The sequence below is a fragment of the Pseudomonas sp. CC120222-01a genome, from assembly GCF_003097235.1.
Taxonomy (GTDB): Bacteria; Pseudomonadota; Gammaproteobacteria; order Pseudomonadales; family Pseudomonadaceae; genus Aquipseudomonas.
Genome location: NZ_QEQQ01000035.1, coordinates 16,462 through 40,655 on the forward strand (window position 1 = coordinate 16,462; position 24,194 = coordinate 40,655).

20 protein-coding genes and 1 pseudogene are annotated in these 24,194 nt (G+C 62.5%); 15 read left to right on the plus strand and 6 right to left on the minus strand.

The features are described 5' to 3' along the window. The first annotated feature begins 60 nt into the window (after window positions 1–60). On the plus strand, window positions 61–378 hold the full coding sequence (locus N430_RS27510; RefSeq protein ID WP_110639830.1) for a Rieske (2Fe-2S) protein: 318 nt from the start codon (window positions 61–63) through the stop codon (window positions 376–378). Here N430_RS27510 and sfsA read toward each other — a convergent pair. Both sfsA and N430_RS27520 read right to left on the minus strand, forming a co-directional pair. Continuing rightward, entirely contained in the window at window positions 368–1,078 is a 711-nt protein-coding gene (gene sfsA, locus N430_RS27515) for a DNA/RNA nuclease SfsA (RefSeq protein ID WP_110639831.1), read from the minus strand. The genes N430_RS27510 and sfsA overlap by 11 nt on opposite strands. 3 nt (window positions 1,079–1,081) lie before the next feature. Next, window positions 1,082–2,254, minus strand: coding sequence for a pyridoxal phosphate-dependent aminotransferase (locus N430_RS27520; RefSeq protein ID WP_110639832.1), 1,173 nt, complete (start codon window positions 2,252–2,254; stop codon window positions 1,082–1,084). A 210-nt stretch (window positions 2,255–2,464) separates the two neighbouring features. Between N430_RS27520 and dksA the strand changes: the two genes are divergently transcribed. From dksA to N430_RS27590, 13 genes are all read left to right on the plus strand, one after another. Continuing rightward, window positions 2,465–2,911 (plus strand): RNA polymerase-binding protein DksA, encoded by a 447-nt coding sequence (gene dksA, locus N430_RS27525; RefSeq protein WP_103448934.1) that lies wholly within the window; start codon window positions 2,465–2,467, stop codon window positions 2,909–2,911. Between the two features lie 63 nt (window positions 2,912–2,974). Then, complete coding sequence (gluQRS, locus tag N430_RS27530) at window positions 2,975–3,862, plus strand: tRNA glutamyl-Q(34) synthetase GluQRS (RefSeq protein WP_110639833.1); 888 nt, start codon at window positions 2,975–2,977, stop codon at window positions 3,860–3,862. 150 nt (window positions 3,863–4,012) lie between these two features. After that, on the plus strand, window positions 4,013–4,189 hold the full coding sequence (locus tag N430_RS27535; protein WP_003250005.1) for a hypothetical protein: 177 nt from the start codon (window positions 4,013–4,015) through the stop codon (window positions 4,187–4,189). Continuing rightward, a complete protein-coding gene (locus N430_RS27540; RefSeq protein WP_165837393.1) occupies window positions 4,173–7,148 on the plus strand; it encodes a sensor histidine kinase in 2,976 nt (991 codons plus the stop codon). The genes N430_RS27535 and N430_RS27540 overlap by 17 nt, the downstream gene beginning before the upstream one ends. A gap of 4 nt (window positions 7,149–7,152) precedes the next feature. Continuing rightward, window positions 7,153–8,598 (plus strand): sigma-54 dependent transcriptional regulator, encoded by a 1,446-nt coding sequence (locus tag N430_RS27545; protein WP_110639835.1) that lies wholly within the window; start codon window positions 7,153–7,155, stop codon window positions 8,596–8,598. 750 nt (window positions 8,599–9,348) lie between these two features. Then, the gene (locus N430_RS27555; protein WP_110639836.1) at window positions 9,349–10,740 is read left to right on the plus strand and encodes a polynucleotide adenylyltransferase PcnB; all 1,392 of its coding nucleotides are present in this window, start codon (window positions 9,349–9,351) and stop codon (window positions 10,738–10,740) included. After that, entirely contained in the window at window positions 10,737–11,216 is a 480-nt protein-coding gene (folK, locus tag N430_RS27560; protein WP_103448925.1) for a 2-amino-4-hydroxy-6-hydroxymethyldihydropteridine diphosphokinase, read from the plus strand. The genes N430_RS27555 and folK overlap by 4 nt, the downstream gene beginning before the upstream one ends. Window positions 11,217–11,478: 262 nt before the next feature. Then, window positions 11,479–12,279, plus strand: coding sequence for a 3-methyl-2-oxobutanoate hydroxymethyltransferase (gene panB / locus N430_RS27565; RefSeq protein WP_110639837.1), 801 nt, complete (start codon window positions 11,479–11,481; stop codon window positions 12,277–12,279). Further along, window positions 12,276–13,139, plus strand: coding sequence for a pantoate--beta-alanine ligase (gene panC, locus N430_RS27570; RefSeq protein ID WP_110639838.1), 864 nt, complete (start codon window positions 12,276–12,278; stop codon window positions 13,137–13,139). The genes panB and panC overlap by 4 nt, the downstream gene beginning before the upstream one ends. Before the next feature lie 144 nt (window positions 13,140–13,283). Further along, a complete protein-coding gene (pgi, locus tag N430_RS27575) occupies window positions 13,284–14,948 on the plus strand; it encodes a glucose-6-phosphate isomerase (RefSeq protein ID WP_110639839.1) in 1,665 nt (554 codons plus the stop codon). 110 nt (window positions 14,949–15,058) lie between these two features. Further along, the gene (gene acs, locus N430_RS27580) at window positions 15,059–16,993 is read left to right on the plus strand and encodes an acetate--CoA ligase (RefSeq protein ID WP_110639840.1); all 1,935 of its coding nucleotides are present in this window, start codon (window positions 15,059–15,061) and stop codon (window positions 16,991–16,993) included. A 42-nt stretch (window positions 16,994–17,035) separates the two neighbouring features. Beyond that, on the plus strand, window positions 17,036–17,905 hold the full coding sequence (locus tag N430_RS27585; protein ID WP_110639841.1) for an oxygenase MpaB family protein: 870 nt from the start codon (window positions 17,036–17,038) through the stop codon (window positions 17,903–17,905). Window positions 17,906–17,983: 78 nt separating this feature from the next. Continuing rightward, window positions 17,984–20,920, plus strand: a complete 2,937-nt coding sequence (locus N430_RS27590; RefSeq protein ID WP_110639842.1) for a DUF748 domain-containing protein — start codon at window positions 17,984–17,986, stop codon at window positions 20,918–20,920. Window positions 20,921–21,079: 159 nt separating this feature from the next. Here N430_RS27590 and N430_RS27595 read toward each other — a convergent pair whose 3' ends face one another. Beyond that, on the minus strand, window positions 21,080–21,493 hold the full coding sequence (locus N430_RS27595; RefSeq protein WP_110639843.1) for a VOC family protein: 414 nt from the start codon (window positions 21,491–21,493) through the stop codon (window positions 21,080–21,082). Between the two features lie 60 nt (window positions 21,494–21,553). On the opposite strand from N430_RS27595, the gene N430_RS27600 reads away from it, so the two are divergent. Continuing rightward, window positions 21,554–21,856, plus strand: coding sequence for a putative quinol monooxygenase (locus N430_RS27600; protein WP_110639844.1), 303 nt, complete (start codon window positions 21,554–21,556; stop codon window positions 21,854–21,856). Between the two features lie 78 nt (window positions 21,857–21,934). On the opposite strand, the gene N430_RS27605 is transcribed toward N430_RS27600, so the two are convergent. The 3 genes and pseudogenes from N430_RS27605 to N430_RS27615 form a co-directional block, all read right to left on the minus strand. After that, entirely contained in the window at window positions 21,935–22,285 is a 351-nt protein-coding gene (locus tag N430_RS27605; RefSeq protein WP_079226478.1) for a BON domain-containing protein, read from the minus strand. Between the two features lie 261 nt (window positions 22,286–22,546). Beyond that, a protein-coding gene (locus N430_RS27610) for an IS3 family transposase (protein ID WP_116583665.1) occupies window positions 22,547–23,766 on the minus strand; the annotation gives its coding sequence in 2 pieces (ribosomal slippage) (window positions 22,547–23,418 and window positions 23,418–23,766; 1,221 coding nt in all). A gap of 113 nt (window positions 23,767–23,879) precedes the next feature. Further along, window positions 23,880–24,194 (minus strand): annotated as a pseudogene (locus tag N430_RS27615) (IS4 family transposase); the annotation flags it as partial.

Here is a 24,194-nt window from a genome sequence, read left to right on the forward strand (position 1 = left end):
TTGATAATTATTCGCATTGACGCGTCAAGCCATCACTTTGTTTCACGAGCCTTCCCTGCAATGCATTTTCTCTGTCCTTCCGCGGCCCTGGCCGAGGGCCACAGCCGCGCCTTCAGCGTAGACGGCATCGACCTGTTCAGTGTGCGCCGCCAAGGCCAGGTATACCTGTACCGCAACCGCTGCCCTCACCGCGGCATCCCGCTGAACTGGGCGCAAGACGCCTTTCTCGACGACAGCGCCAGCCTGATCCACTGCGCCCATCATGGCGCGCTGTTTCTCATAGACAGTGGTGAATGCGTGGCCGGCCCGTGCGAAGGCGAAATGCTGCAGGCCCTGGACTGCCATGAAGACAGCCAGGGCATCTGGCTCAAGGGGTGAGCAATACCGGCAGCGGGCGATCAATGACGATCTGCTGGTCATCCAGGCGCACGCCGTAGGCCAGCACCTCGACCCCGTCCGCCACCGCTGCGCGCAGGGCGGTGGCATAGGCGAGGTCGATCTCCGCGGCAGGGCGCACCGCCTCGATGCCGGTAAGGTTCACGCAGTACAGTTGCACCGCTCGAATGCCCTGGCGGGCCAAGGCCGCCAGCTCGCGCAGGTGCTTGGCGCCACGCTGGGTTACTGCATCCGGGAACGCCGCCACGGCAGTCTCCGGATAACCCAGGGTCACGCTCTTGACCTCGACATAGGCCGGCCCGTCGGCGAACTCCAGGCGAAAATCCACCCGGCTGCGCTCTTCGCCGTAAGCCACTTCACGCTTCAGCGCGGTAAAACCGGCCAGTTCGTGGATCACCCCGGCGTGCAGCGCCTCTTCAACCAGTGCATTGGCGCGCCCGGTATTGATGCAAGCCAGGCGGCCCTGGGGCGTTTCGCTGATTTCCCACGTGCCTGGCAGCTTGCGCTTGGGGTCGTTGGAGCGGCTGAACCACACCTGCCCACCCTCGCGCATGCAATTGAGCATGGAGCCGGTATTCGGGCAGTGGATGGTCAGTTGCTCGCCATTGGCCAGTTCGATGTCGGCCAGGAAGCGCTTGTAGCGGCGCAGCAGGCGCCCTTGCTCTAAAGGAGGAAAAAACACCCTTTACCCCTGCCAGCTTTTCAGGCCACGAGCGATACGCTCGACCGCCTGTTCCAGGCGCGGCAGGCTCTGGGTATAGGCAAAACGCACATGGTGACCCGCCAGATGGCGGCCGAAGTCCAGGCCCGGGGTGAAGGCAAGGTGCTCGGTTTCGAGGAAATGCTGGCAGAAGGCAAAGGCATCGCCGCCGAACGCGCTGATGTCGGCATACAGGTAGAACGCCCCCTGCGGCTCGACGGCAATGCGGAAGCCCAGTTCACGCAGGGCCGGCAGCAGATAGTCGCGGCGACGGGCGAATTCGGCACGGCGCTCTTCGAAAATCGCCAGTGTTTCCGGCTGGAAACAGGCCAATGCCGCATGCTGGGCCATGCTTGGTGCACTGATGTAGAGGTTCTGCGCCAGCTTCTCCAGGTCGGCCACGGCATTGGGTGGCGCTACCAGCCAACCGAGGCGCCAGCCAGTCATGCCGAAATACTTGGAAAAACTATTAAGGACGAACGCCGAGTCGTCCACTTCCAGCACACTCGGCGCGTCCATGCCGTAGGTCAGGCCGTGGTAGATCTCGTCCACCACCAGGTGGCCATGGTGCTCACGGGTGGCTTTGGACAGGCTGGCCAGCTCGTCGCGGCCCAGCACGGTGCCCGTCGGGTTGGCTGGCGAGGCGACCAGGGCGCCGACGCTGTCCTTGTCCCAGTAACGTTCGACCAGGTCGGCGGTCAGCTGGTAGTTGACCTCCGGCCCTACCGGCACCAGCTGCGCACCGCCCTCGACCAGGCGCAGGAAGTGGCGGTTGCACGGGTAACCCGGGTCGGCCAGCAGCCAGTGCTTGCCAGGGTCGACCAACAGGCTGCTGGCCAACAGCAATGCCCCGGAGCCGCCCGGGGTGACGAGAATCCGCTCAGGGTCGATCTGCAGGCCATAACGCTGGCCATAGAAACCGGCGATGGCCTCGCGCAGCGCTGGCAGCCCGCGGGCGGCTGTGTAGCGGGTATGCCCGGCGGCCAGTGCGGCCTGGCCGGCAGCGACGATCGGTGCGGCGGTGGTGAAGTCCGGCTCGCCGATTTCCAGGTGGATCACGTCATGGCCGGCCGCTTGCAGCTCGTTGGCCCGCGCCAGCAACGCCATGACGTGGAAGGGTTCGATGGCGCGGCTGCGCGCACTGTAGGGGTGGGCCATGACCTTCTCTCAATTGGGTCTAAACTGTTGATTCTACCTTTGCACGGTACCGAACGTGCGCCGCGCGCTGCGGTCAACACCTAGGATCGGGCGGGGTAGCGCACCCCCGATCTATCTGGTAAGTTCGGCGGCTCGCAGTCGCAGGGCCGGCGGGTGCCGGAGATGGAGCATCCTGCGCATTGGATCAGATGAGTGAGAGGCGGTCTATTCATGTCCACCGTAGAAAAGCAAAAAACCGGTCAGACCATGTACGGTGTCGAGCCCTATAAAGAGACCAAGGGCGAAGAGTACATGGGCGAGCCCATGCGCAAGCACTTCACCAAACTCCTCAATGCCTGGAAAGGCGAGCTGATGGTCAGTGTGGACCGTACCGTGGACCACATGAAGGACGAAGCAGCCAACTTCCCCGACCCGGCCGACCGTGCCAGCCAGGAAGAAGAATTTGCACTGGAACTGCGCAACCGCGACCGCGAGCGCAAGCTGATCAAGAAGATCGACAAGACCCTGCAGAAGATCCAGGACCAGGATTACGGCTGGTGCGATTCCTGCGGTATCGAGATCGGTCTGCGCCGTCTGGAAGCCCGCCCGACCGCCGACCTGTGCTTCGACTGCAAGGAAATCTCGGAGAAAAAGGAAAAGACCGTCGGCAAAGGCTGACCCTTCTCCCATCCGAACGGGGCGCATCTTGCGCCCCGTTTCATTTATATGCCCGGCAACGCCATGAAAGACTCCCGTTACATCGGACGCTTCGCCCCCACCCCGAGCGGCTTCCTGCACTTCGGCTCGCTGGTCGCCGCCCTCGCCTCCTGGCTCGACGCCCGCGCTGTAGACGGCCGCTGGCTGCTGCGCATGGAAGACACCGACCCGCCCCGGGAAATGCCCGGGGCCCGCGATGCAATCCTGCAGACCCTTGAGCGTTACGGCCTGGAATGGGATGGCGAGGTGGTTTTTCAGAGCCAGCGCCACGACGCCTACGCTGCGGTGGTCGACCGCCTGTTCAGCATGGGCCTGGCTTACGCCTGTACCTGCTCGCGCAAGCAACTGGAGGGCCACAACGGTGTTTACCCAGGCTTTTGCCGCAACGCCGGGCATGCCCGTGAAGGCGCAGCGATCCGGCTGCGGGTACCTGAGCTGATCTACCGCTTTACCGACCGGGTACAGGGCGAGTTCCAGCAGCACCTGGGGCGCGAAGTGGGCGATTTCGTCATTCAACGGCGTGATGGGCTGTATGCCTATCAACTGGCGGTGGTGCTGGACGATGCCTGGCAGGGCGTCACCGACATCGTGCGTGGCGCCGACCTGCTCGACAACACCCCACGCCAGCTCTACCTGCAGGAGTTACTGGGCTTTTCGCAGCCGCGTTACCTGCATATTCCGCTGATCGTGCAGCCGGATGGGCACAAGCTGGGCAAGTCGTACCGCTCGCCGCCGTTACAGGCGGAGCATGCGACGCCGCTGTTGTTGCGGGCGTTGCGGGCCTTGGGCCAGGAGGCAGACCCAGAATTGCTGCTGGCGACGCCGGCTGAAGTGCTGGCAGTGGCGCGCACGCGCTGGCGCCCGGAAGCGATTGCCCGGCAGGCTACCGTCCCAGAGGCTGAGTTGCACTAACGCGGGCCAGTACTGGCGAAATACCTCTCGAAATCAAAAGCCCAGCAAATTCAAACCCTTGGCGAACCCTATGGATTCCCGCTAGCATCCCCCCAGCCATTTGCGCCAATAATAAGTCCAAGCCCGCAGCGCCCAACCATCGAGGCCAGCATGTACATCTATCGTTTGGTCCTGCTTCTGGTCGTGGGGATCTACCTGTTCTCCCCGGCCATCATGGACTGGTGGATCGAACCGACCGGTGCCTGGTACCGCCCCTACCTGCTCTGGCTGATCCTGATCGTCGTCACCTTCATCCTGCAGAGCCAACGAGATGCCGATGAGCTTTAGCCTGACCCAGATGATCCTGATCAGCGCCGCGTACCTCATGGTGCTGTTCGGCGTGGCCTGGATCAGCGAGCGTGGGCTGATCCCGCGTTCAATCATTCGCCACCCGCTGACCTACACCCTGTCGCTGGGCGTCTACGCCAGCGCCTGGGCCTTCTATGGCTCGGTGGGCCTGGCCTACCAGTACGGCTACGGCTTCCTCGCCTGTTACCTGGGGGTGTCCGGTGCATTCCTGCTGGCGCCGGTGCTGCTGTATCCGATCCTCAAGATCACCCGCACCTACCAGCTGTCTTCGCTGGCCGACCTGCTGGCGTTCCGCTTCCGCAGTACCTGGGCCGGCGCGCTGACCACGATCATCATGCTGATCGGCGTGCTGCCCTTGCTGGCCTTGCAGATCCAGGCGGTGGCCGACTCGATCAGCATCCTCACCGGCGAGCCGGTCAAGGCCCGGGTAGCCTTTGCCTTCTGTACGCTGATCATCCTGTTCACCATCTTCTTTGGCTCGCGCCACATCGCCACACGCGAAAAACACGAGGGCCTGGTGTTCGCCATCGCCTTCGAATCGGTGATCAAGCTGCTGGCCCTGGGCGGTATCGGCCTGTATGCGCTGTATGGCGTGTTCGGTGGCCCGCATGAGCTGGAAGTGTGGCTGCTGCAGAACCAGACCGCCCTGGCGGCGCTGCACACCCCGCTGCAGGAAGGGCCCTGGCGTACCCTGCTGCTGGTGTTCTTCGCCTCGGCCATTGTCATGCCGCACATGTACCACATGGCCTTCACCGAAAACCTCAACCCACGTTCGCTGGTCAGCGCCAGCTGGGGCCTGCCGCTGTTCCTGCTGCTGATGAGCCTGGCCGTGCCGCTGGTGCTGTGGGCCGGCCTGCGTCTGGGCGCCAGCACCAACCCCGAGTACTTCACCCTGGGTCTGGGGATCGCCGCCAACAACCAGGCGCTGACCTTGCTGGCCTACGTTGGCGGGCTCGCTTCGGCCAGCGGGCTGATCATCGTCACCACCCTGGCGTTGTCGGGCATGGCCCTCAATCACCTGGTGCTGCCGCTGTACCAGCCGCCGGCCGAAGGCAATATCTACCGCTGGCTGAAATGGACCCGCCGGGCGCTGATCGTCGCCATCATCACGGCCGGTTTCGTCTTCTACCTGACCCAGAACAACCACCAGAGCCTGGCCAACCTGGGCATCGTGGCCTTCGTCGCCACCCTGCAGTTCCTGCCGGGCGTGCTGTCGGTGCTGTACTGGCCAACCGCCAACCGTCGCGGCTTCATCGCCGGGCTGCTGGCCGGGACCGTAGTGTGGCTGGTGACCATGCTACTGCCGCTGCTGGGTAACCTGCAGGGCTTCTATATTCCGCTGCTGGACATGATCTATGTGCTCGACGACACCAGCTGGCACATGGCAGCCATTGCCTCGCTGGCGGCCAACGTCCTGCTGTTCACGCTGATTTCGCTGTTCACCAATGCCAGCAGCGAAGAAGTCAGCGCTGCCGAAGCCTGCGCAGTGGACAACGTACGCCGGCCGCAGCGCCGCGAGCTGCACGCCGCCTCGCCGCAGGAGTTCGCCACCCAGCTGGCCAAGCCGCTGGGCGCCAAGGCGGCGCAGAAGGAAGTCGAACAGGCCCTGCGCGACCTCTACCTGCCGTTCGACGAGCGCCGCCCTTATGCCTTGCGCCGCCTGCGTGACCGTATCGAGGCCAACCTCTCCGGCCTGATGGGGCCAAGCGTGGCCCAGGACATGGTCGAGACCTTCCTGCCGTACAAGTCCGGTAACGAGAACTACGTCACCGAGGACATCCACTTCATCGAAAGCCGCCTGGAAGACTACCACTCGCGCCTTACCGGCCTTGCCGCCGAACTCGACGCCCTGCGCCGCTACCACCGCCAGACCCTGCAAGAGCTGCCCATGGGCGTCTGCTCGCTGGCCAAGGACCAGGAAATCCTGATGTGGAACAAGGCCATGGAAGAGCTGACCGGCATTGCCGCCAAGCACGTGGTCGGCTCGCGCCTGGTCACCATCAGCGAACCCTGGCGCGGCCTGCTGCAGGGCTTCATCAACGTGCCCGACGAACACCTGCACAAGCAGCGCCTGGCGCTGGACGGCCAGCCGCGCTGGCTGAACCTGCACAAGGCCGCCATCGACGAGCCCTTGGCGCCGGGTAACAGCGGCCTGGTGCTGCTGGTGGAGGACCTTACCGAAACCCAGGCACTCGAAGACAAGCTGGTGCACTCCGAGCGCCTGGCCAGCATCGGCCGCCTGGCCGCCGGCGTGGCCCACGAGATCGGCAACCCGATCACCGGCATCGCCTGCCTGGCGCAGAACCTGCGCGAGGAGCGCGAAGGCGATGGCGAAATCATCGAGCTGTCCAGCCAGATCCTCGAACAGACCAAGCGCGTGTCACGCATCGTCCAGTCGCTGATGAGCTTCGCCCACGCCGGTGGTAGTCATCAGAACAGCGAAGAACCGGTGTGCCTGGCCGAAGTGGCGCAAGACGCCATCGGCCTGCTGGCATTGAACCGGCGCAACTTCGAAGTCCAGTTCTTCAACCTCTGCGACCCGGACCATTGGGCCGAGGGGGATCCGCAGCGCCTCGCCCAGGTGCTGATCAACCTGCTCTCCAACGCCCGTGATGCCTCGCCGCCCGGCAGTGCCGTGCGGGTGCGCAGTGAAGTCAGCGAGCACACCGTCGACCTGATCGTCGAGGACGAAGGCAGCGGGATCCCGAAGAACATCATGGACCGCCTGTTCGAGCCATTCTTCACCACCAAGGACCCGGGCGAAGGAACCGGACTGGGGCTCGCTCTGGTCTATTCCATCGTGGAAGAGCATTATGGGCAAATCACCATCGACAGCCCGGCCGACATCGAACGGCAACGTGGCACCCGGATCCGCGTGACCCTGCCCCGGCATGTCGTAGCGACGTCCCCTGAAATTCGAGACCGTCGAGAGAATTGAATCAATGCCGCACATTCTGATCGTCGAAGACGAAACCATCATCCGCTCGGCCCTGCGTCGGCTGCTCGAACGGAACCAGTACCAGGTCAGCGAAGCCGGCTCGGTGCAGGAAGCCCAGGAACGCTTCAGCATTGCCACCTTCGACCTGATCGTCAGTGACCTGCGCCTGCCGGGCGCCCCGGGTACCGAGCTGATCAAGCTTGGCCAGGGCACCCCGGTGCTGATCATGACCAGCTACGCCAGCCTGCGCTCGGCGGTGGACTCGATGAAGATGGGCGCGGTGGACTACATCGCCAAGCCCTTCGACCACGATGAAATGCTCCAGGCCGTGGCGCGCATCCTGCGCGACCGCCAGAATGCCCCTGCCGCCGCGCCAGCCCCAGCCGCCGAGCCGCGGGCCAACGGCAAGGCCGCGCCAGCCGACAAGGCTGCCAGTGCCGCCAATGGCGAAATCGGCATCATCGGTTCGTGCCCGCCGATGCAGGACATGTACAGCAAGATCCGCAAGGTTGCGCCCACCGACTCCAACGTGCTGATCCAGGGTGAGTCGGGCACCGGTAAAGAGCTGGTCGCCCGCGCCCTGCACAACCTGTCGCGGCGCGCCAAGGCGCCGATGATTTCGGTGAACTGTGCGGCGATTCCGGAAACCCTGATCGAGTCGGAACTGTTCGGCCACGAAAAAGGCGCCTTCACCGGCGCCAGCGCCGGCCGTGCCGGCCTGGTGGAAGCCGCCGACGGCGGCACCCTGTTCCTCGACGAAATCGGTGAACTGCCGCTCGAAGCGCAGGCACGCCTGCTGCGCGTGCTGCAGGAAGGCGAGATTCGCCGGGTCGGTTCGGTACAGTCGCAAAAAGTCGACGTGCGCCTGATCGCCGCCACCCACCGCGACCTGAAGAACCTGGCCAAGGCCGGGCAGTTCCGCGAAGACCTTTATTACCGCCTGCACGTGATCGCCCTGAAGTTGCCGGCCCTGCGCGAGCGCGGCAGTGACGTCAACGAGATCGCCAATGCCTTCCTCGCCCGCCAGAGCGCACGCATCGGCCGTGACGACCTGCACTTCTCGGCCGAGGCCGAGCAAGCCATTCGTCATTACAGCTGGCCGGGTAACGTGCGTGAACTGGAAAACGCCGTGGAGCGTGCGGTGATCCTCAGCGAGAGCGCGGAAATTTCCGCCGACATGCTGGGTATCGACATCGAGCTGAGCGACCTTGAAGAGGATGACATCCTCGACAATGCCCTGGTCGCGGCCAGCGCCAGCAGTGCCAGCCATGAGCCGACCGAAGACCTTTCGCTGGAAGACTACTTCCAGCACTTCGTGCTCGAGCACCAGGACCACATGACCGAGACCGAGCTGGCACGCAAGCTCGGTGTCAGCCGCAAGTGCCTGTGGGAACGGCGCCAGCGCCTGGGCATCCCGCGGCGCAAGAGCAACGCAACCAGCGATAACTGATTCAGATCTCCGTTGGCCTTACCGGCCTCTTCGCGGGCTTGCCCGCGAATGGGCCGGCAAAGCCGATGCACACACCCCGGGTAACACCTCAGTTCCCGCACAAATCTGTTACCCAACCTTTCCGGCGTAACAGTTCCCGAGGCGTACGGTAACGAAAAATCTACATTTTCGGCCTGTCGAAATCCGCCGAATCACCTCAAGCCCTTGATTTTACTGGGTTTCGAAAAGTTGGCACGGCACCTGCTATATGTCTGGTACAAGAACAATAACAAGCACAGCAACTCAGAATAAGAACAAGACGAAACGGCTCACGCACAATAAAAACAAGACGGCGGAGGCGCAGCTAACTGATTCTTTTGGAGAGGATGCGTGTTTGGGGCTTGCCCCACGACCAGGCAGAGAACAACAAAAACTGCACTTAAAAGCAGCACCTGAACTGGTTGGATCGAAGGATCAACGTGACATCAGCGGCCAAAGCAATCCGTTTGCTCTTTACCCCTGGATTGGGGGTCGTCCACAAGCTTCGAGATTTGTGGACAGGGCACTCAACAAAAACAAGAAGCCCAGTAAAAAAACAATAAGAGCACGCAACGACTTCTTGGGGAGCTTAGGCTCCCCTTGTCGTTTCTCCCCTTCGGCAGGCTCTCCTGCTACCGCCTACACCATTCCCCGAGTAAATGCTAGAATCCCCGCCCATCATGCGGCCATTCTCCTATTCTTGGCCGAACATTCCTTCAAACAGTGCATCCCATGCTGAAGAAGCTGTTCCAGTCGTTCCGCCCTCCCGTACCGGGCCAGCACCACAGGCGCACCACGCCTGAGGTGATCAACAAGAGCCAACACTCGCTGCAGCGCCACCAGTTCAGCCGCCACGCGGTGAACATCGTCGAGCGCCTGCAGAGTGCGGGCTACCAGGCATATCTGGTCGGTGGCTGCGTCCGCGACCTGATGCTGGGCATCACGCCCAAGGACTTCGACGTCGCCACCAGCGCCACGCCCGAGCAGGTCCGTGCCGAGTTCCGCAACGCGCGCATCATTGGTCGGCGCTTCAAGCTGGTCCACGTGCATTTCGGCCGTGAGATCATCGAAGTCGCTACCTTCCGTGCGCCTCACTCGGAAGATGACCAAGGCGACAGCCACCGTTCGTCGCACAACGCCAGTGGTCGCATCCTGCGTGACAACGTGTACGGCACCTTGGAAGAAGACGCGCAACGCCGCGACTTCACCATCAACGCCCTGTACTACGATCCGGTCAGCGAGCGCATCCTCGACTACGCCAACGGCGTGCACGACATCCGCAACCGCCTGTTGCGCCTGATCGGCGACCCGACCCACCGCTACCAGGAAGACCCGGTGCGCATGCTGCGTGCCGTGCGTTTCGCTGCCAAGCTCGACTTCGGCATCGAGAAGCACACCTTCCAGCCGATCCGCAAACTGGCCCCGCTGCTGCGCGAGATCCCGCCTGCACGCCTGTTCGAGGAATGCCTCAAGCTGTTCCTCTCCGGCCAGGGTGCCATTGCCTTCGAAATGCTGGTCGACCTGGAGCTGTTCGAGCCGCTGTTCCCGGCCAGTGCCCATGCCCTGGACGAGCGCCCGACCTATACCCATACCCTGATCAGCCAGGCGCTGAACAATACCGACCTGCGCGTCAAGCAAGGCAAGCCGGTCACCCCGGCCTTCCTGTTCGCCGCCCTGCTCTGGCCAGCCCTGCCAGGCCGTGTGCTGCACCTGCAGAGCCAAGGCGTGCCGCCGATCCCGGCCATGAACGGTGCGGCCCACGACCTGATCGCCGAACAGTGCGCGCGCATCGCGATTCCGAAGCGCTTCACCCTGCCGATCCGTGAGATCTGGGACATGCAGGAACGCCTGCCGCGCCGCAGTGGCAAACGTGCCGACCTGCTGCTCGACAACCCGCGCTTCCGTGCCGGTTACGACTTCCTGCTGCTGCGCGAAAGCGCCGGCGAAGAAACCGACGACCTCGGCCAGTGGTGGACCGACTACCAGGATGCCAACGACAGCGAGCGTCGCGAGATGATCCGCGAGCTTGGCAGCCGTGACGAAGGCACCGGTGCCGGCCCGCGCAAACGCAAGCGCAGTGGCGGCAAGCGCAAGCGCAGCGGCGGCGACGAGGCGTTCGAGTGACCACGCGCGCCTTCATCGGCCTCGGCAGCAATCTGGACGCGCCCGCAGAACAACTGCGCAGCGCCCTGCAGGCGCTCGACCAGATTGCCGACAGCCGTCTGGCGGGCGCATCGGCGCTGTACACCAGCGACTCGCTGCTGCCCGGCCAACCGCGTTACACCAATGCGGTAGCAGCCCTCGACACCACCCTGGCACCGCTGGACCTGCTCGACGCGCTGCAGGCCATCGAGAATGACCAGGGCCGCGTGCGCCAGGAACGCTGGGGCCCGCGCACCCTCGACCTGGATATCCTGCTGTTCGGTGACCAGGTAATCGACGTGCCACGCCTGCAGGTGCCGCACTACCACATGCATGCACGCCCCTTCGTGCTGTACCCGTTGGCCGAACTGGTGGCGGATGACTTCTGCCTGGCCGATGGCCGCGCCCTCACCCAGTTGCTCGAAGCGTGCCCGTTCGTCGGTCTGGAACGCCTGTAAACCGGGCGTTTGAGACATTATTCAGAACACGGTAACGCCAGTAACACTCTGTTAGTAACATTGCGGTAACAGGGTGATTGACTTCCCCCACCTCGCTCACGACTATAGGCGTCCCGTGTGGCACCGAAGTGCCGCACACCCGTATTTAGGCCCGGACGGACCTGTGCCCGAACATCACGCGCGATGATGTGCCGCTCCGGAAGATGACTACACGCGTTGTATGCAGTCGTTTTTCACAGCGCCTGAACGAGGATTTTCCTACATGCCTGAAGTAACCCTGACCACCCTGCATGGCCTCAAGGCCAAGGGTGAAAAGATCACCATGCTGACCTGCTACGATGCGACCTTCGCCAAGGCCTGCAGCCAGGCCGGCGTCGACGTGTTGCTGGTGGGCGACTCCCTGGGCATGGTCCTGCAGGGCCATGACAGCACGCTACCCGTCACCACTGCCGAGATGGCCTACCACACGGCCTGCGTCAAACGCGGCAATGAGGGTGCGCTGATCCTCGCCGATCTGCCGTTCATGGCCCACGCCACACCCGAGCAGGCCTTTGCCAACTGCGCCACGCTGATGCAGGCCGGTGCCCACATGATCAAGCTCGAAGGCGCCGCCTGGCTGGCCGAAACCATCCGCCTGCTGGCCGAACGTGGCGTGCCGGTGTGCGCGCACATGGGCCTGACGCCGCAGACCGTCAACGTGCTGGGCGGTTACAAGGTCCAGGGTCGCCAGGAAGCGCAGGCGCGGCAGATGCGCGCCGACGCCATTGCCCTGGAGCAAGCCGGCGCGGCGATGCTGCTGCTCGAATGCGTACCCAGTGAACTGGCTGCGGAAATCACCCAGGCGGTGAACATTCCAGTGATCGGCATTGGTGCCGGAAGTGCCACCGATGGCCAGGTACTGGTCCTGCACGACATGCTCGGCCTGTCGCTGAGCGGTCGGGTACCGAAGTTCGTGAAGAACTTCATGGCAGGCCAGCCCGACATCCAGAGCGCCCTCACCGCCTACGTCAAGGCCGTCAAGGACGTTACCTTCCCCGCTGCCGAACACGGATTCAGCGCATGAACACAGTCAAGACCGTCCGCGAACTGCGTGCCGCCGTTGCCCGTGCTCGCGGCGAAGGCAAGCGCATCGGCTTTGTGCCGACCATGGGCAACCTGCACAGCGGCCACGCCGCGCTGGTGACCAAGGCCGCCCAACGTGCCGACTTCGTGGTCGCCAGCATCTTCGTCAACCCACTGCAGTTCGGTGCCAACGAAGACCTCGACAAATACCCGCGTACTCTCGCCGCCGATCAGGAACGCCTGCTGCAAGCCGGTTGCAACCTGCTGTTCGCGCCCACTGTGGAAGAGATGTATCCCGACGGCATGAGCGTGCAAACCCGCGTCAGCGTGCCCAACCTTTCCGAAGGCCTGTGCGGTGCCAGCCGCCCTGGGCATTTCGAAGGCGTTGCGACCGTGGTCAGCAAGCTGTTCAACATGGTCCAGCCGGATCTGGCCGTGTTTGGCGAAAAGGATTATCAGCAGCTGGCGGTGATCCGCGCCATGGTGCGCGACCTGAACATGCCGATCCAGATCATCGGTGAGCCGACCGTGCGGGCCGAAGATGGCCTGGCGCTGTCGTCGCGCAACGGTTACCTGACAACTGAGCAACGGGCCACGGCGCCGGTGGTGTATCACACCTTGCAGCAGATCGGCGAGGCGCTGGGTCGCGGCCAGGTCGATTTTGCGGCACTGATCGAGCAAGGCAAGGCGCAGCTGAGCGCTGCCGGCCTGCGTCCGGATTATCTGGAAGTGCGCCATGCACTGAACCTGCGCCCGGCGACCTTTGGCGACCGGGACCTGGTAATCCTGGTTGCTGCGTATCTGGGTAACACCCGGTTGATCGACAACCTGTATCTGCACCTGGAAGAGAAGACCGCATAACCCGCCTGGGGCCGCTTTGCGGCCCCAAAATCCTCCCTTCATACCCATTCCCTGTGCGCGGCCTTTGCCTATAATGATGGCCAGTCTGAACCCGGCAATCACTGCCCTGTCCAAGGCTCACCACGCATCAAGGAATTCCGCGCAATGGCGTATTACCGTACACCCCACGATGTGACGGCCCTGCCTGCCTGGCAGGCCCTGCAGAAACACCGCGACGCCATGCAAGGCTTCAGCATGCGCGAAGCCTTCGCCGCCGACGCCAAACGCTTCGATCAGTTCTCCCTGAGCTGCTGCGGCCTGTTCCTCGACTACTCGAAAAACCTGATCACCGACGAAAGCCGCAAGCTGCTGGTGGACCTGGCCGAACAGGTCGGCCTGCAGGATGCGATCAAGTCGATGTTCAGCGGCGAGATCATCAACGCCTCGGAAGGCCGCCCGGTGCTGCACACCGCACTGCGCCGCCCGGTAGGCGACAAGCTCAGCGTCAACGGCGTCAACGTGATGCCGGAAGTACACAAGGTCCTCAACCAGATCACCGAGCTGGTCGGCCGTATTCATGACGGCCTGTGGCGTGGCTACAGCGAAAAACCGATTACCGATGTGGTCAACATCGGTATCGGTGGCTCGTTCCTCGGCCCCGAGTTGGTCTCCGAAGCCCTGCTGCCTTATGCCCAGCGCGGCGTGCGTTGCCACTACCTGGCCAATATCGACGGCAGCGAGTTCCACGAACTGTCGGCCAACCTGCGCGCCGAAACCACCCTGTTCATCGTCTCGTCGAAGTCGTTCAACACCCTCGAGACGCTGAAGAACGCCATGGCCGCGCGCACCTGGTACCTGGCCCAGGGCGGTTCGGAAGCCGAGCTGTACCGCCACTTCATCGCGGTGTCCAGCAACAAGGCCGCCGCCGTGGCCTTCGGTATCCGTGAAGAGAACATCTTCCCGATGTGGGACTGGGTGGGCGGGCGCTACTCGCTGTGGTCGGCCATCGGCCTGCCGATCGCCCTGGCCATCGGCACTGCCAACTTCAAGGAGTTGCTGTCGGGTGCCTACACCATGGACCAGCACTTCCAGACCGCGCCGTTCGACAAGAACATGCCGGTGCTGCTGGCCCTGCTGGGCGTCTGGTATGGCAACTTCTGGGGCGCCAACAGCCACGCGATCCTGCCGTACGACCATTACCTGCGTAACATCACCAAGCACTTGCAGCAGCTGGACATGGAGTCCAACGGCAAGAGCGTGCTGCAGGATGGCACCCCGGTGAAGACCGATACCGGCCCGGTGATCTGGGGCGGCGTCGGCTGCAACGGCCAGCATGCCTACCACCAGTTGCTGCACCAGGGCACCCAGCTGATCCCGGCCGACTTCATCGTGCCAGTGGTCAGCTTCAACCCGGTGGCCGACCACCATCAGTGGCTTTACGCCAACTGCCTGTCGCAGAGCCAGGCGCTGATGCTCGGCAAGACCCGTGAAGAAGCCGAGGCCGAACTGCGCCAGAAGGGCCTGAACGAAGCGGACATCGAAAAGCTCGCGCCGCACAAGGTGATCCCGGGCAACCGCCCGAGCAACACTCTGGTGGTCGAACGCATCAGCCCGCGTCGCCTGGGGGCTCTGGTGGCGATGTACGAACACAAGGTGTTCGTGCAGAGCGTGATCTGGGGCATCAACGCCTTCGACCAGTGGGGCGTCGAGCTGGGCAAGGAGCTGGGCAAAGGTGTTTACCAGCGCCTGGTCGGCAGCCTTGAAGACAGCGCCGAAGATGGCTCCACCCAGGGCCTGATCAACTACTTCCGCGGCCGTCACCGCGGTTGATCGCCAACCTGTGCCGACCTTGGGGTCGGCACAGGTTGAACGCTCCCTCCAGCTACACTGTCCATCGAATAGCCGTTGCCGTCCCTCCGACAAGAGCAGGACCACCCGCCATGTTCGATATCAAGCAGTATCCCCAGGCCCTGGCCGTCAGCCAGTCCGCCAGCCTCTCCCCCGACGACTACCAGCGCCTCTACCGCCAGTCGGTCGATGACCCCGACACCTTCTGGGCCGAACAGGCCAAACGACTGGACTGGATCAAACCCTGGTCGAGCGTGCAGCAATGCGACCTGAAGACCGGCAAAGCCCGCTGGTTCGACGGCGCCCAACTGAACGTCAGCTACAACTGCATCGATCGTCACCTGGCCCAGCGCGGCGAGCAGACTGCCCTGCTGTGGGAAGGCGACGACCCCAAGGATTCCAAGGCCATCAGCTACCGCGAGCTGCACCGTCAGGTCTGCCGCCTGGCCAATGCCCTGAAGGCGCGCGGCGTTCACAAAGGCGACCGGGTGTGCATCTACATGCCGATGATCCCCGAAGCCGCCTATGCCATGCTCGCCTGTACGCGCATCGGTGCCATCCACTCGGTGGTATTTGGCGGTTTCTCCCCGGATGCCCTGCGTGACCGCATTCTCGATGCCGACTGCCGCACCGTGATTACCGCCGATGAAGGTGTACGCGGTGGCAAGCGCATCCCACTCAAGCAGAACGTCGACAAGGCCCTGAGCAGCTGCCCTGCGGTCAGCAGCGTGTTCGTGGTGCGCCGAACCGGCGGCGATGTCGCGTGGAACGAGGGCCGCGACCTCTGGTATCACGAAGTGACCGAAAAGGCCGGCGACGACTGCCCGCCCGAACCAATGGATGCCGAAGCCCCGCTGTTCATCCTGTATACCTCCGGCAGTACCGGCAAGCCCAAGGGCGTGCTGCATACCACCGCTGGCTACCTGCTGCAGGCGACGATGACCTTCAAGGTGGTGTTCGACTATCGCGACGGCGAGGTGTTCTGGTGCACGGCCGACGTCGGCTGGGTCACCGGCCACAGTTACATCGTCTACGGGCCACTGGCCAACGGCGCGATTTCACTGATGTTCGAAGGCGTACCCAACTACCCGGACACCTCGCGCTTCTGGCAGGTGGTGGATAAGCATCAGGTGAACATCTTCTACACCGCGCCCACTGCGCTGCGCGCGTTGATGCGTGAAGGTTCGGCACCGCTGCAGGGCACCTCGCGCAAGAGCCTGCGCCTGCTCGGCAGCGTGGGCGAGCCGATCAACCCGGAAGCCTGGGAGTGGTATTTCGAAGAGGTCGGACAAAAGCGTTGCCCCATCGTCGACACTTGGTGGCAGACCGAAACCGGCGGCATCATGCTCACGCCGCTGCCGGGGGCGCAAAGGCTCAAGCCCGGCTGCGCCACTCAGCCGATGTTCGGCGTTCAACCGGCGCTGCTGGACGAAAAAGGCCAGCTGATCGAAGGCCCCGGCGCTGGCCTGCTGGTGATCAAGGCCAGCTGGCCCGGGCAGATCCGTAGCGTCTACGGCGACCACCAGCGCATGGTCGATACCTACTTCAAACCCATGCCTGGCTACTACTTCACCGGTGACGGCGCCCGCCGCGATGCCGACGGCGACTACTGGATCACCGGCCGCATCGATGATGTGATCAACGTCTCCGGCCACCGCATCGGCACCGCCGAGGTGGAAAGTGCGCTGGTGCTGCACGACAGCGTCGCCGAGGCTGCCGTGGTGGGCTATCCCCATGACCTCAAGGGCCAAGGCGTATATGCCTTCGTTACCCCCATGAATGGCATCAATCCGGACGACGCACTCAAGGCTGAGTTGCTGGCGCTGGTCAGCAAGGAGATCGGCAGCTTCGCCAAACCAGAGCTGATTCAGTGGGCTCCGGCCCTGCCCAAGACCCGCTCGGGCAAGATCATGCGGCGTATACTGCGCAAGATTGCCTGCAACGAACTGGACAACCTCGGCGACACTTCGACCCTGGCTGACCCGAGCGTGGTGCAGGGCCTGATCGACAAACGCCTCAATCAATAACGGGCGGCCACGCTCCATGGCCGTCCTGACGCACAGGACGCCATGGAAGCCTTACGCCGACGCATCGAAACCCAGGTCATGAGCCTCACCGGGCTGGCCCTCGGCCAACTCGACCTCGAATCCCCCAAGGGCGACCCCGGCCTGTTTGGCCCGCACAGCATCAGCTGGCGGGTGCATGGCGACTTCCCAAGCATGCTGGTCGGCGGCATCAGCGCCCTGATGCTGCAGCTGCTGCACCCGCTGGCCCTGGCCGGGGTGTGGGACCACTCCAATTTCCGCGAGGACCTGCTCGGGCGCCTGCGTCGCACCAGTCAGTTCATCTCCGGCACCACGTTCGGCTCCACCCGTGACGCCGAATGGTTGATCGACAAGGTGCGCACCATCCACTTGCAGGTAACCGGTACAGCTCCCGACGGCCGCCCCTATGCCGCCAGCGACCCGGACCTGCTGACCTGGGTGCATGTGGCCGAAGTCAGCAGTTTTCTTGCTGCCCACTTGCGCTACCGCGACCCCCACCTGTCACGCGCCGATCAGGACGCCTATTACGCCGAGATCGCCCTGATTGCCGAACGCCTCGGTGCCCGTGGGGTGCCACGCTCCTGCCAGCAGGTCGAGGACTATCTGCAGCAGATGCGCCCACACCTGCAATGCAGCGCGCATAGCCTGGAAGTGCTCAGGATCCTGCTCGAAGCCCCTGCCCCGAGCCGCCTTGCCGAGCCGGTCGGCAAGCTGATGCTGCATGCCGGCATCGATCTGCTGCCAGACTGGACCCAGGCCATGCTCGGCCTGCAGCAGGGGCCGTTGCAACGGCGCATGATCCGCCTTGGCCTGCGCCGCACAGCGCCGATCCTGCGCTGGGCCATGCGTGACGGTTCGGCGCATCGGGCCAGACGGCGCATGGGTATCGAGTGACGGGAAATGGTCGCCCCAGCGGAACCGATTTAACGTGCCATACTCCAAGCATTCCTGCTTAGACAGACGAAGCGACACATGTACAAAGGATTGACTCGCGCCCTCGGCGCCCTGTTGGCTCTCGTGGCCCTCTACAGCCTGCTCGGCTTCCTCATTCTCCCAGGTTTCGCCTTGCGTATCGCCAACCAGCAGCTGGCGCAATACGCCACCGTGCCGGCGCACCTGCAACGCATCGAACTCAACCCCTTCAGCCTTGAGCTGACAGTATGGGGCCTGCAGCTCGGCGAGCCCGGCAAGGAGCAGGTCGGCTTCGAACGGCTGTACGCCAACCTGGCGCTCGACAGCCTGTGGAAACGTGCCCTGCACCTGCAGGCGATCGAGCTCGACAAGCCACGCAACGAAGTGCTGTTCGCCAAGGACGGCACGCTCAACCTGACTCAACTGTTCAAGCTGCCTGCCAGCGAACCCAAGCCGGACGAGCCGCCCAGCGACCCGTTCCCAATGCGTATCGACAGTATCAAGCTCAGTGGCGGCTACCTGCATTTTCAGGATCAGCGCCCGAGCGAGCCGATCGAGTTCGTCTACGACGACATGAACCTGGAGCTGAAGAACCTCAGTACCCTGCCGGATGACAACGCCGACATGACCTTGGTGGCGCTTGGCCCCAACGGTGGGCGGGTCGACTGGAACGGCACTCTCAGCCTGGCGCCGATTGCCTCGGAAGGCACGCTGAAGGTCACCGACGGCAAGATGAAGCTGTTCTGGCCCTATGTGCGTGATGCCGTGCCCCTAGTGCTCGAGGACGGCGTATTCAGCCTGGACACCCACTACAAGCTGAACCTGTCCAAGGAAACCGAGCTGTTGCTGGACAACACTGCGCTCAAGATCGCGCCGTTCGCGATCAAGGCCCCGGATGGCCGGCCGTTGGCACGCCTGGCCAGCCTGGAAGTGAGCGAGACATCCATCGACCTGGCCAAGCAACTGGTCACCGTCGGCAAGGTGCGCAGCGAAAAACTGGAAACCTGGGCAGCCCTGGAGAAGGACGGCCAACTCGACTGGCAGCAGCTGTTCGCCAGCCAGCCGGCCAAGGCCACACCGAAGGAAAAGGCCGAGCCAGCTGCTGCCGAGCCGACCGCAGAAGAAAAAGCCGCAAAAGCACCGAGCAAGCCCTGGCAGGTACTGCTCAAGGACGTGCAACTGCGCAACTATCAGGTCCACCTTGCCGACCGCAGCCAGAAGGAGCCGGTGGCACTGGATGTTGGCCCGCTGAACCTCGACATGCAGGGTTTCGACAGCCTCAACCAGTCGCCTTTCACGCTCAAGCTCGACACCGGCATTGGCAAGCAAGGCAAGCTGCAGGCGGCCGGCGAAGTGAACCTGGCACCGGTCACGGCCAAGCTCGATGTCAGCACCCGTGACATCGACCTGCGGGTCGCCCAGGCCTACATCAGCCCGTTCATTCGCCTTGAACTGCGCAGCGGCATGCTCGCCAGCGACCTCAAGGTCGACCTCAAGAGCACCGAGCCACTGGCCTTCAGCGTCACCGGCAAGGCGCAGGTCAACCAGCTGCACACCCTGGACACCATCAAGGGCCGAGACTTCGTCAAATGGCAGCAAGTCAACGTCGATGGCCTGTCGTATGTGCACGGTGATGCCCTGTCGATCGACAAAGTGACCCTGCTGCAGCCCTACGCGCGCTTCATCATCAACGAAGACCGCACCACCAGCGTGGACGACCTGCTCATCCCGCAACCGGCCGGCGCGCCGGCCCGCAGCCCGGCCAAGCCAGCCAGCGCCGCGGCCAGCAAACCCCTGGGCATCCACATCGGCCAGATCGACATCAACGATGGCTCGGCCAACTTCGCCGACCTGACCCTGACACCGAACTTCGCCACCGCCATCCAACAGCTCAATGGCCAGATCGGCACCATCGACAACCGCAAGCCGGCACCGGCCAAGGTCGACGTCAAAGGCAAGGTCGACCGATATGCCCCGGTCACCATCAAGGGCGCGCTCAACCCGTTCAACCCGCTGGCCAGCCTGGATATCGCCACCAGCTTCAAGCGCGTCGAACTGACCACCTTGACGCCCTACTCCGGCAAGTTCGCCGGCTTCCGCATCCGCAAGGGCCGGCTGAACCTCGACCTGCATTACCTGATCACCAACGGCCAGCTCAAGGCCGAAAACAAGGTGGTGGTCGAGCAGCTGCAGCTGGGTGAAAAGGTCGACAGCCCGGATGCAGTGGACCTGCCGATCCGCCTGGCGATTGCTCTGCTCAAGGACACCGAAGGGCGGATCTCCATCGAACTGCCGGTTTCAGGCGACCTGAACAACCCGCAATTCAGCGTCATGCCAATCGTCTGGCAGACCCTGCGCAACCTGGTGCTGCGTGCGGCCCAGGCACCGTTCAAGTTCATCGGCGGGCTGATTTCCGGTGGTGGCTCGGAAGACCTCGGTACGGTGGCGTTTGCCCCAGGCTCCAGTGAACTCAGTGGCGATGCGCAGTCGACACTGGACAAGCTCGCGTCCGCCCTCAAGGAGCGCCCGGAGCTGAGGCTGGAGATCGAAGGCACCAGCGCCCAGAGCAGCGACGGCCCATTGATCGCCCAGCAGCGCCTGGAGCGCGAGTACCAGGCGACCTGGTACAAGATCCTGCAACGCCGCGGCGACAAGGTACCGGCCAATGCCTCGATGCTGCTGGTCGATGACAGCGACAAACCGGCGATGCTCGAAGGCATCTACCGTACCCGACTGAAGCAGCAGCCACCGGCGGAATGGGAGCAGCTGAGCCGTGACGAGCGCACCGCCAAGTTGCGCGAGGCGGTGATCAAGTCCTGGGCTGAAAGCACCGCATTGCTGCGTACCCTTGGCCAGGAGCGGGCTAGCAGCATCAAGGACTACCTGGTCGACAAGGGCAAGCTCGAGGATGACCGGGTGTACTTCATCGATACCAACCTGGGGCAGGCCGAGAGTGATGGGCGGGTGATTACGCCGATGCACCTGGATGCCGAATAAACTTTGGCCTGATGTGGTCTTTGTGGGAGCGGCCTTGTGTCGCGAAAGGGCTGCGAAGCAGCCCCAGGATTTCAGCATAACTGTAGATATTGATGGGGCCGCTCTGCAGCCCTTTCGCGACACAAGGCCGCTCCCACAAGGTCCGCGTAAGGGCGGCAATCAGACTAGACGCTGGCCCGACACCGATGGGTGATACAGCGGCTGCACCTTGTTCCCCGCCGGGTCCAGCAGGTGGAAGCTGCGCGCACCATCACCATGATTGAACGGCCGGTCGAGCAAGGTCACCCCACGCGCCTTGAAGTACTGGTACCAGGCCTCCAGCTCCTCAACGCTGTCCACGATGAACCCGTAATGATCCAGGGTCTGCAGCCCATTGGCCGCACCCGCCCCACGCCCCAGCGACAGGTTGTCGTTACCGCAGGTCAGATAAACCAGGTCTTCGTTGGCCCGGTTCAGCACCTCCATGCCCATGACATCGACATAGAAACGCTCGCACTCCTCAAGGTTGGGCACCAGCAGGGCGATGTGGCGCAGACCATTCAGGCGACCGGGGCGAACAGGTAATTCGGACATTGGCGCGACTCCATTTTTGTATACAATTCAGAATAGAATTTAAAACAAAAGGAGCGCCCTGTGTATAGCCTGTTCATCAAGACCCGCGTCAAACCCGGCTGCGCCGACGACTTTCTCACCGCCATCAAGGTCAATGCCGCTGCCTCGGTCGCCACCGAGCCAGGCTGCCTGGTATTCGACGTCTCCCAGGACCGGATCGACCCGGACATCATCTACCTGTACGAAATCTACCGTGACGATGATGCGTACGAAGCGCACACCCAGACAGCCCATTTTCGCGACAGCCGCCCGCTGGTCGAGCCGCTGATCGTCGAGCAGGAATGCTTCGAAAGCGATGTTATCGCCCGCAATCCGGTGTATTGAGCGCCCATGAAAAAGCCCCGGCGCAGGCCGGGGCTTTCGGTGAAGGTGGCCAAGTCCGTTTGGCCGACGGGACATTCCTTATTCGGCTTTGAGGCCATCCGCAGAGACGGCCTTCACGCCTTTGATTTTCTTGGTGATATCAACTGCCATTTTTTTCTGCGATTCGGTGATGGCAGTGGTCGACGACAGGGAGACAACCCCTTTGTTGGTCTCGACCTTGATATCGGAGCCTGGAATGCCCTTCTCGGTCATGAGGTCCGATTTCACCTTGGTAGTGATCCAGGTGTCCGAGGTCGCTTCCTTGGCTTTGGTCACCTCACCGGCCGCGATCGTCATGGGGGCCTGGGTGGACTGTTGGGCGAACGCCGCGTTAGCCATGGTCAGGGTCAGAGCGGTAGCAGTAGCGGCAGCAATGGCGAACTTCTTCATGTGGGTCACTCCTGTTTTTTGAAAGGTCTGCGCCGTAAGTCCTGGCGACAGGTAAGAGTGTAGTTGCATGCGCTGTGCCAGCTTTTCCGCCTCGCTTGTTTCCTTATAAATCAATAACTTAGCTAATTTTCAAGTAAACGGCCGTCGTGCATTTTGCAATCAGGCCGGAAAACCTGCATGCAAGATGCAAGTACGCAAAAGGTTCCCGGCAATGTCTAGTCCTGAAATAGGTTTACACCTGTTCAGGTAGGCCGATCGTCCTCAAAACGCCCGATGCACCGCATCGGGCGTTTTATTTTTCAGGGCCATGTGAGGCCGCTCTGTGTTGTAGATCTGCACGGCCTCATCAACCATCTTCCTTGCCTGCTCCAGACTTTCTGGGCTACTCAGCAGCAGTTCTGTTTTGAGGATCCCATTGATCCGTTCGGCCAGCGCGTTCTGGTAGCAGTCGTACCCGTCAGTCATCGAGCAATGGACTCCGTGCCGCGTATGTAGCGACTGGTATAGCGCCGAGCAATATTGAATACCGCGGTCTGAGTGATGGACTAACGGCTGGCGGCGTCGTCGCTTGCGCAGGGCCTGCCTAAAGGCTTGTGCAACCGACTCGGCATGTAGGCTTTCATGTACATGATGGCCAACAATCTTTCTGGAGTAAGCATCCGTCACCAGGCTTAGGTACAGCGGGCCGCTTCTGGCGGGCAGGTAAGTAATATCCGCCACCCAGACGTGCTCCGGCCCTGATGGGACAACCTGATTTGGGCCTGGCTTGAGTAGGTTGGGATGACGATAGAAGCGATGATAGCTTTGGGTTGTCTTGTGATACGCCCTTTTGGGCAGCACAAGCAAGCGGCGCTCTCCCAAAACCTCAAACAGTCGGTCTCGACCAACTTGGACTCGCTTATCAGGCTGGCAATGCAGCAGATAGTGCAGTTTACGTGTACCCAGTCGTGGCTGACGTATCCGGACTTTCTGAACAAACTCGACAACCCGATCTGCCTGGTGCGCTTTGCTGTCGGCGGCTCGATTGCGCTTGTAGTAAGCCTGTCGGCTAATGCCTAGAAACTGACAAGCCCTGGCAATGCTCAGTCCTGCGACTTGACCTTGCGAGAGGACTTGCCGGATCGCTTTTTTACGACCGATACACCGTAGTCATTCTTCAGGACATCAACGACGGTCTCAAAGAACTGAGCCTTCTGGCTCATCAACTCAAGCTGCTGCTCAAGCTCTTTGATCCGTTGCTCTGGAGTGAGCGTTTTAGGGTCGGACATCGCGTAGTTCCTCTCGGCCCGGATCGACGCCCCTTGGCTCCAATCCTGCCTACCATACTTACGCAACCATACCAGAACCGTAGATTTTCCTTGGATGCCGTACCGCTCCCGGGCCTGAGTGCAGGTCAACTCACCTTTTTCGACCTGGTCCACTACCGCCATTTTAAAAGTCAGCGAGTAATCACGCTGTGTTCGTTTCACACCATGCACCATCGAGGTCTCCAGATTCTCGGGGGGGAAAGGTGTAAACCTTATTCAGGACGGGACACAACCATAAAAAAAGGGCCCCGAGGGGTAATGCCAGTCAGTTAAGCTGACTGGCATTTTCATTTTCGGGTCGGGTATTTTGCTGGTCGTTGCTTCACTGCTCTGGGGAACCAACGATCAGGTCGCCGATGAGGTAGGACATACTGCGCTGCTGATGCCTGCAAGTCCGCCAGAAATCCTGGCAGGTTGCCGGGATGATTCAGTGATGTGCCATGCAGCAAGCCCAAGATTGCCCAGCTGCAGGCGGTAAAACTCATTTCGCAGGGATAAACACCTGGGCACTGCCTCGACATCTGAACCATCTGATAGCGCAGCAGGTTGTAGCCCAGCAGCACGCCCCAAAGTTCTTGCGCAATCATCTCTGGTGTCTTGCT

What these genes read in the sequence shown, in the direction of transcription:
- N430_RS27510 (WP_110639830.1), top strand. Translation starts at nt 61, where the DNA reads ATGCATTTTCTCTGTCCTTCCGCGGCCCTGGCCGAGGGCCACAGCCGC.
- N430_RS27520 (WP_110639832.1), bottom strand. Translation starts at nt 2,254, where the DNA reads ATGGCCCACCCCTACAGTGCGCGCAGCCGCGCCATCGAACCCTTCCAC.
- dksA (WP_103448934.1), top strand. Translation starts at nt 2,465, where the DNA reads ATGTCCACCGTAGAAAAGCAAAAAACCGGTCAGACCATGTACGGTGTC.
- gluQRS (WP_110639833.1), top strand. Translation starts at nt 2,975, where the DNA reads ATGAAAGACTCCCGTTACATCGGACGCTTCGCCCCCACCCCGAGCGGC.
- N430_RS27535 (WP_003250005.1), top strand. Translation starts at nt 4,013, where the DNA reads ATGTACATCTATCGTTTGGTCCTGCTTCTGGTCGTGGGGATCTACCTG.
- N430_RS27540 (WP_165837393.1), top strand. Translation starts at nt 4,173, where the DNA reads ATGCCGATGAGCTTTAGCCTGACCCAGATGATCCTGATCAGCGCCGCG.
- N430_RS27545 (WP_110639835.1), top strand. Translation starts at nt 7,153, where the DNA reads ATGCCGCACATTCTGATCGTCGAAGACGAAACCATCATCCGCTCGGCC.
- N430_RS27555 (WP_110639836.1), top strand. Translation starts at nt 9,349, where the DNA reads ATGCTGAAGAAGCTGTTCCAGTCGTTCCGCCCTCCCGTACCGGGCCAG.
- panB (WP_110639837.1), top strand. Translation starts at nt 11,479, where the DNA reads ATGCCTGAAGTAACCCTGACCACCCTGCATGGCCTCAAGGCCAAGGGT.
- panC (WP_110639838.1), top strand. Translation starts at nt 12,276, where the DNA reads ATGAACACAGTCAAGACCGTCCGCGAACTGCGTGCCGCCGTTGCCCGT.
- pgi (WP_110639839.1), top strand. Translation starts at nt 13,284, where the DNA reads ATGGCGTATTACCGTACACCCCACGATGTGACGGCCCTGCCTGCCTGG.
- acs (WP_110639840.1), top strand. Translation starts at nt 15,059, where the DNA reads ATGTTCGATATCAAGCAGTATCCCCAGGCCCTGGCCGTCAGCCAGTCC.
- N430_RS27585 (WP_110639841.1), top strand. Translation starts at nt 17,036, where the DNA reads ATGGAAGCCTTACGCCGACGCATCGAAACCCAGGTCATGAGCCTCACC.
- N430_RS27590 (WP_110639842.1), top strand. Translation starts at nt 17,984, where the DNA reads ATGTACAAAGGATTGACTCGCGCCCTCGGCGCCCTGTTGGCTCTCGTG.
- N430_RS27595 (WP_110639843.1), bottom strand. Translation starts at nt 21,493, where the DNA reads ATGTCCGAATTACCTGTTCGCCCCGGTCGCCTGAATGGTCTGCGCCAC.
- N430_RS27605 (WP_079226478.1), bottom strand. Translation starts at nt 22,285, where the DNA reads ATGAAGAAGTTCGCCATTGCTGCCGCTACTGCTACCGCTCTGACCCTG.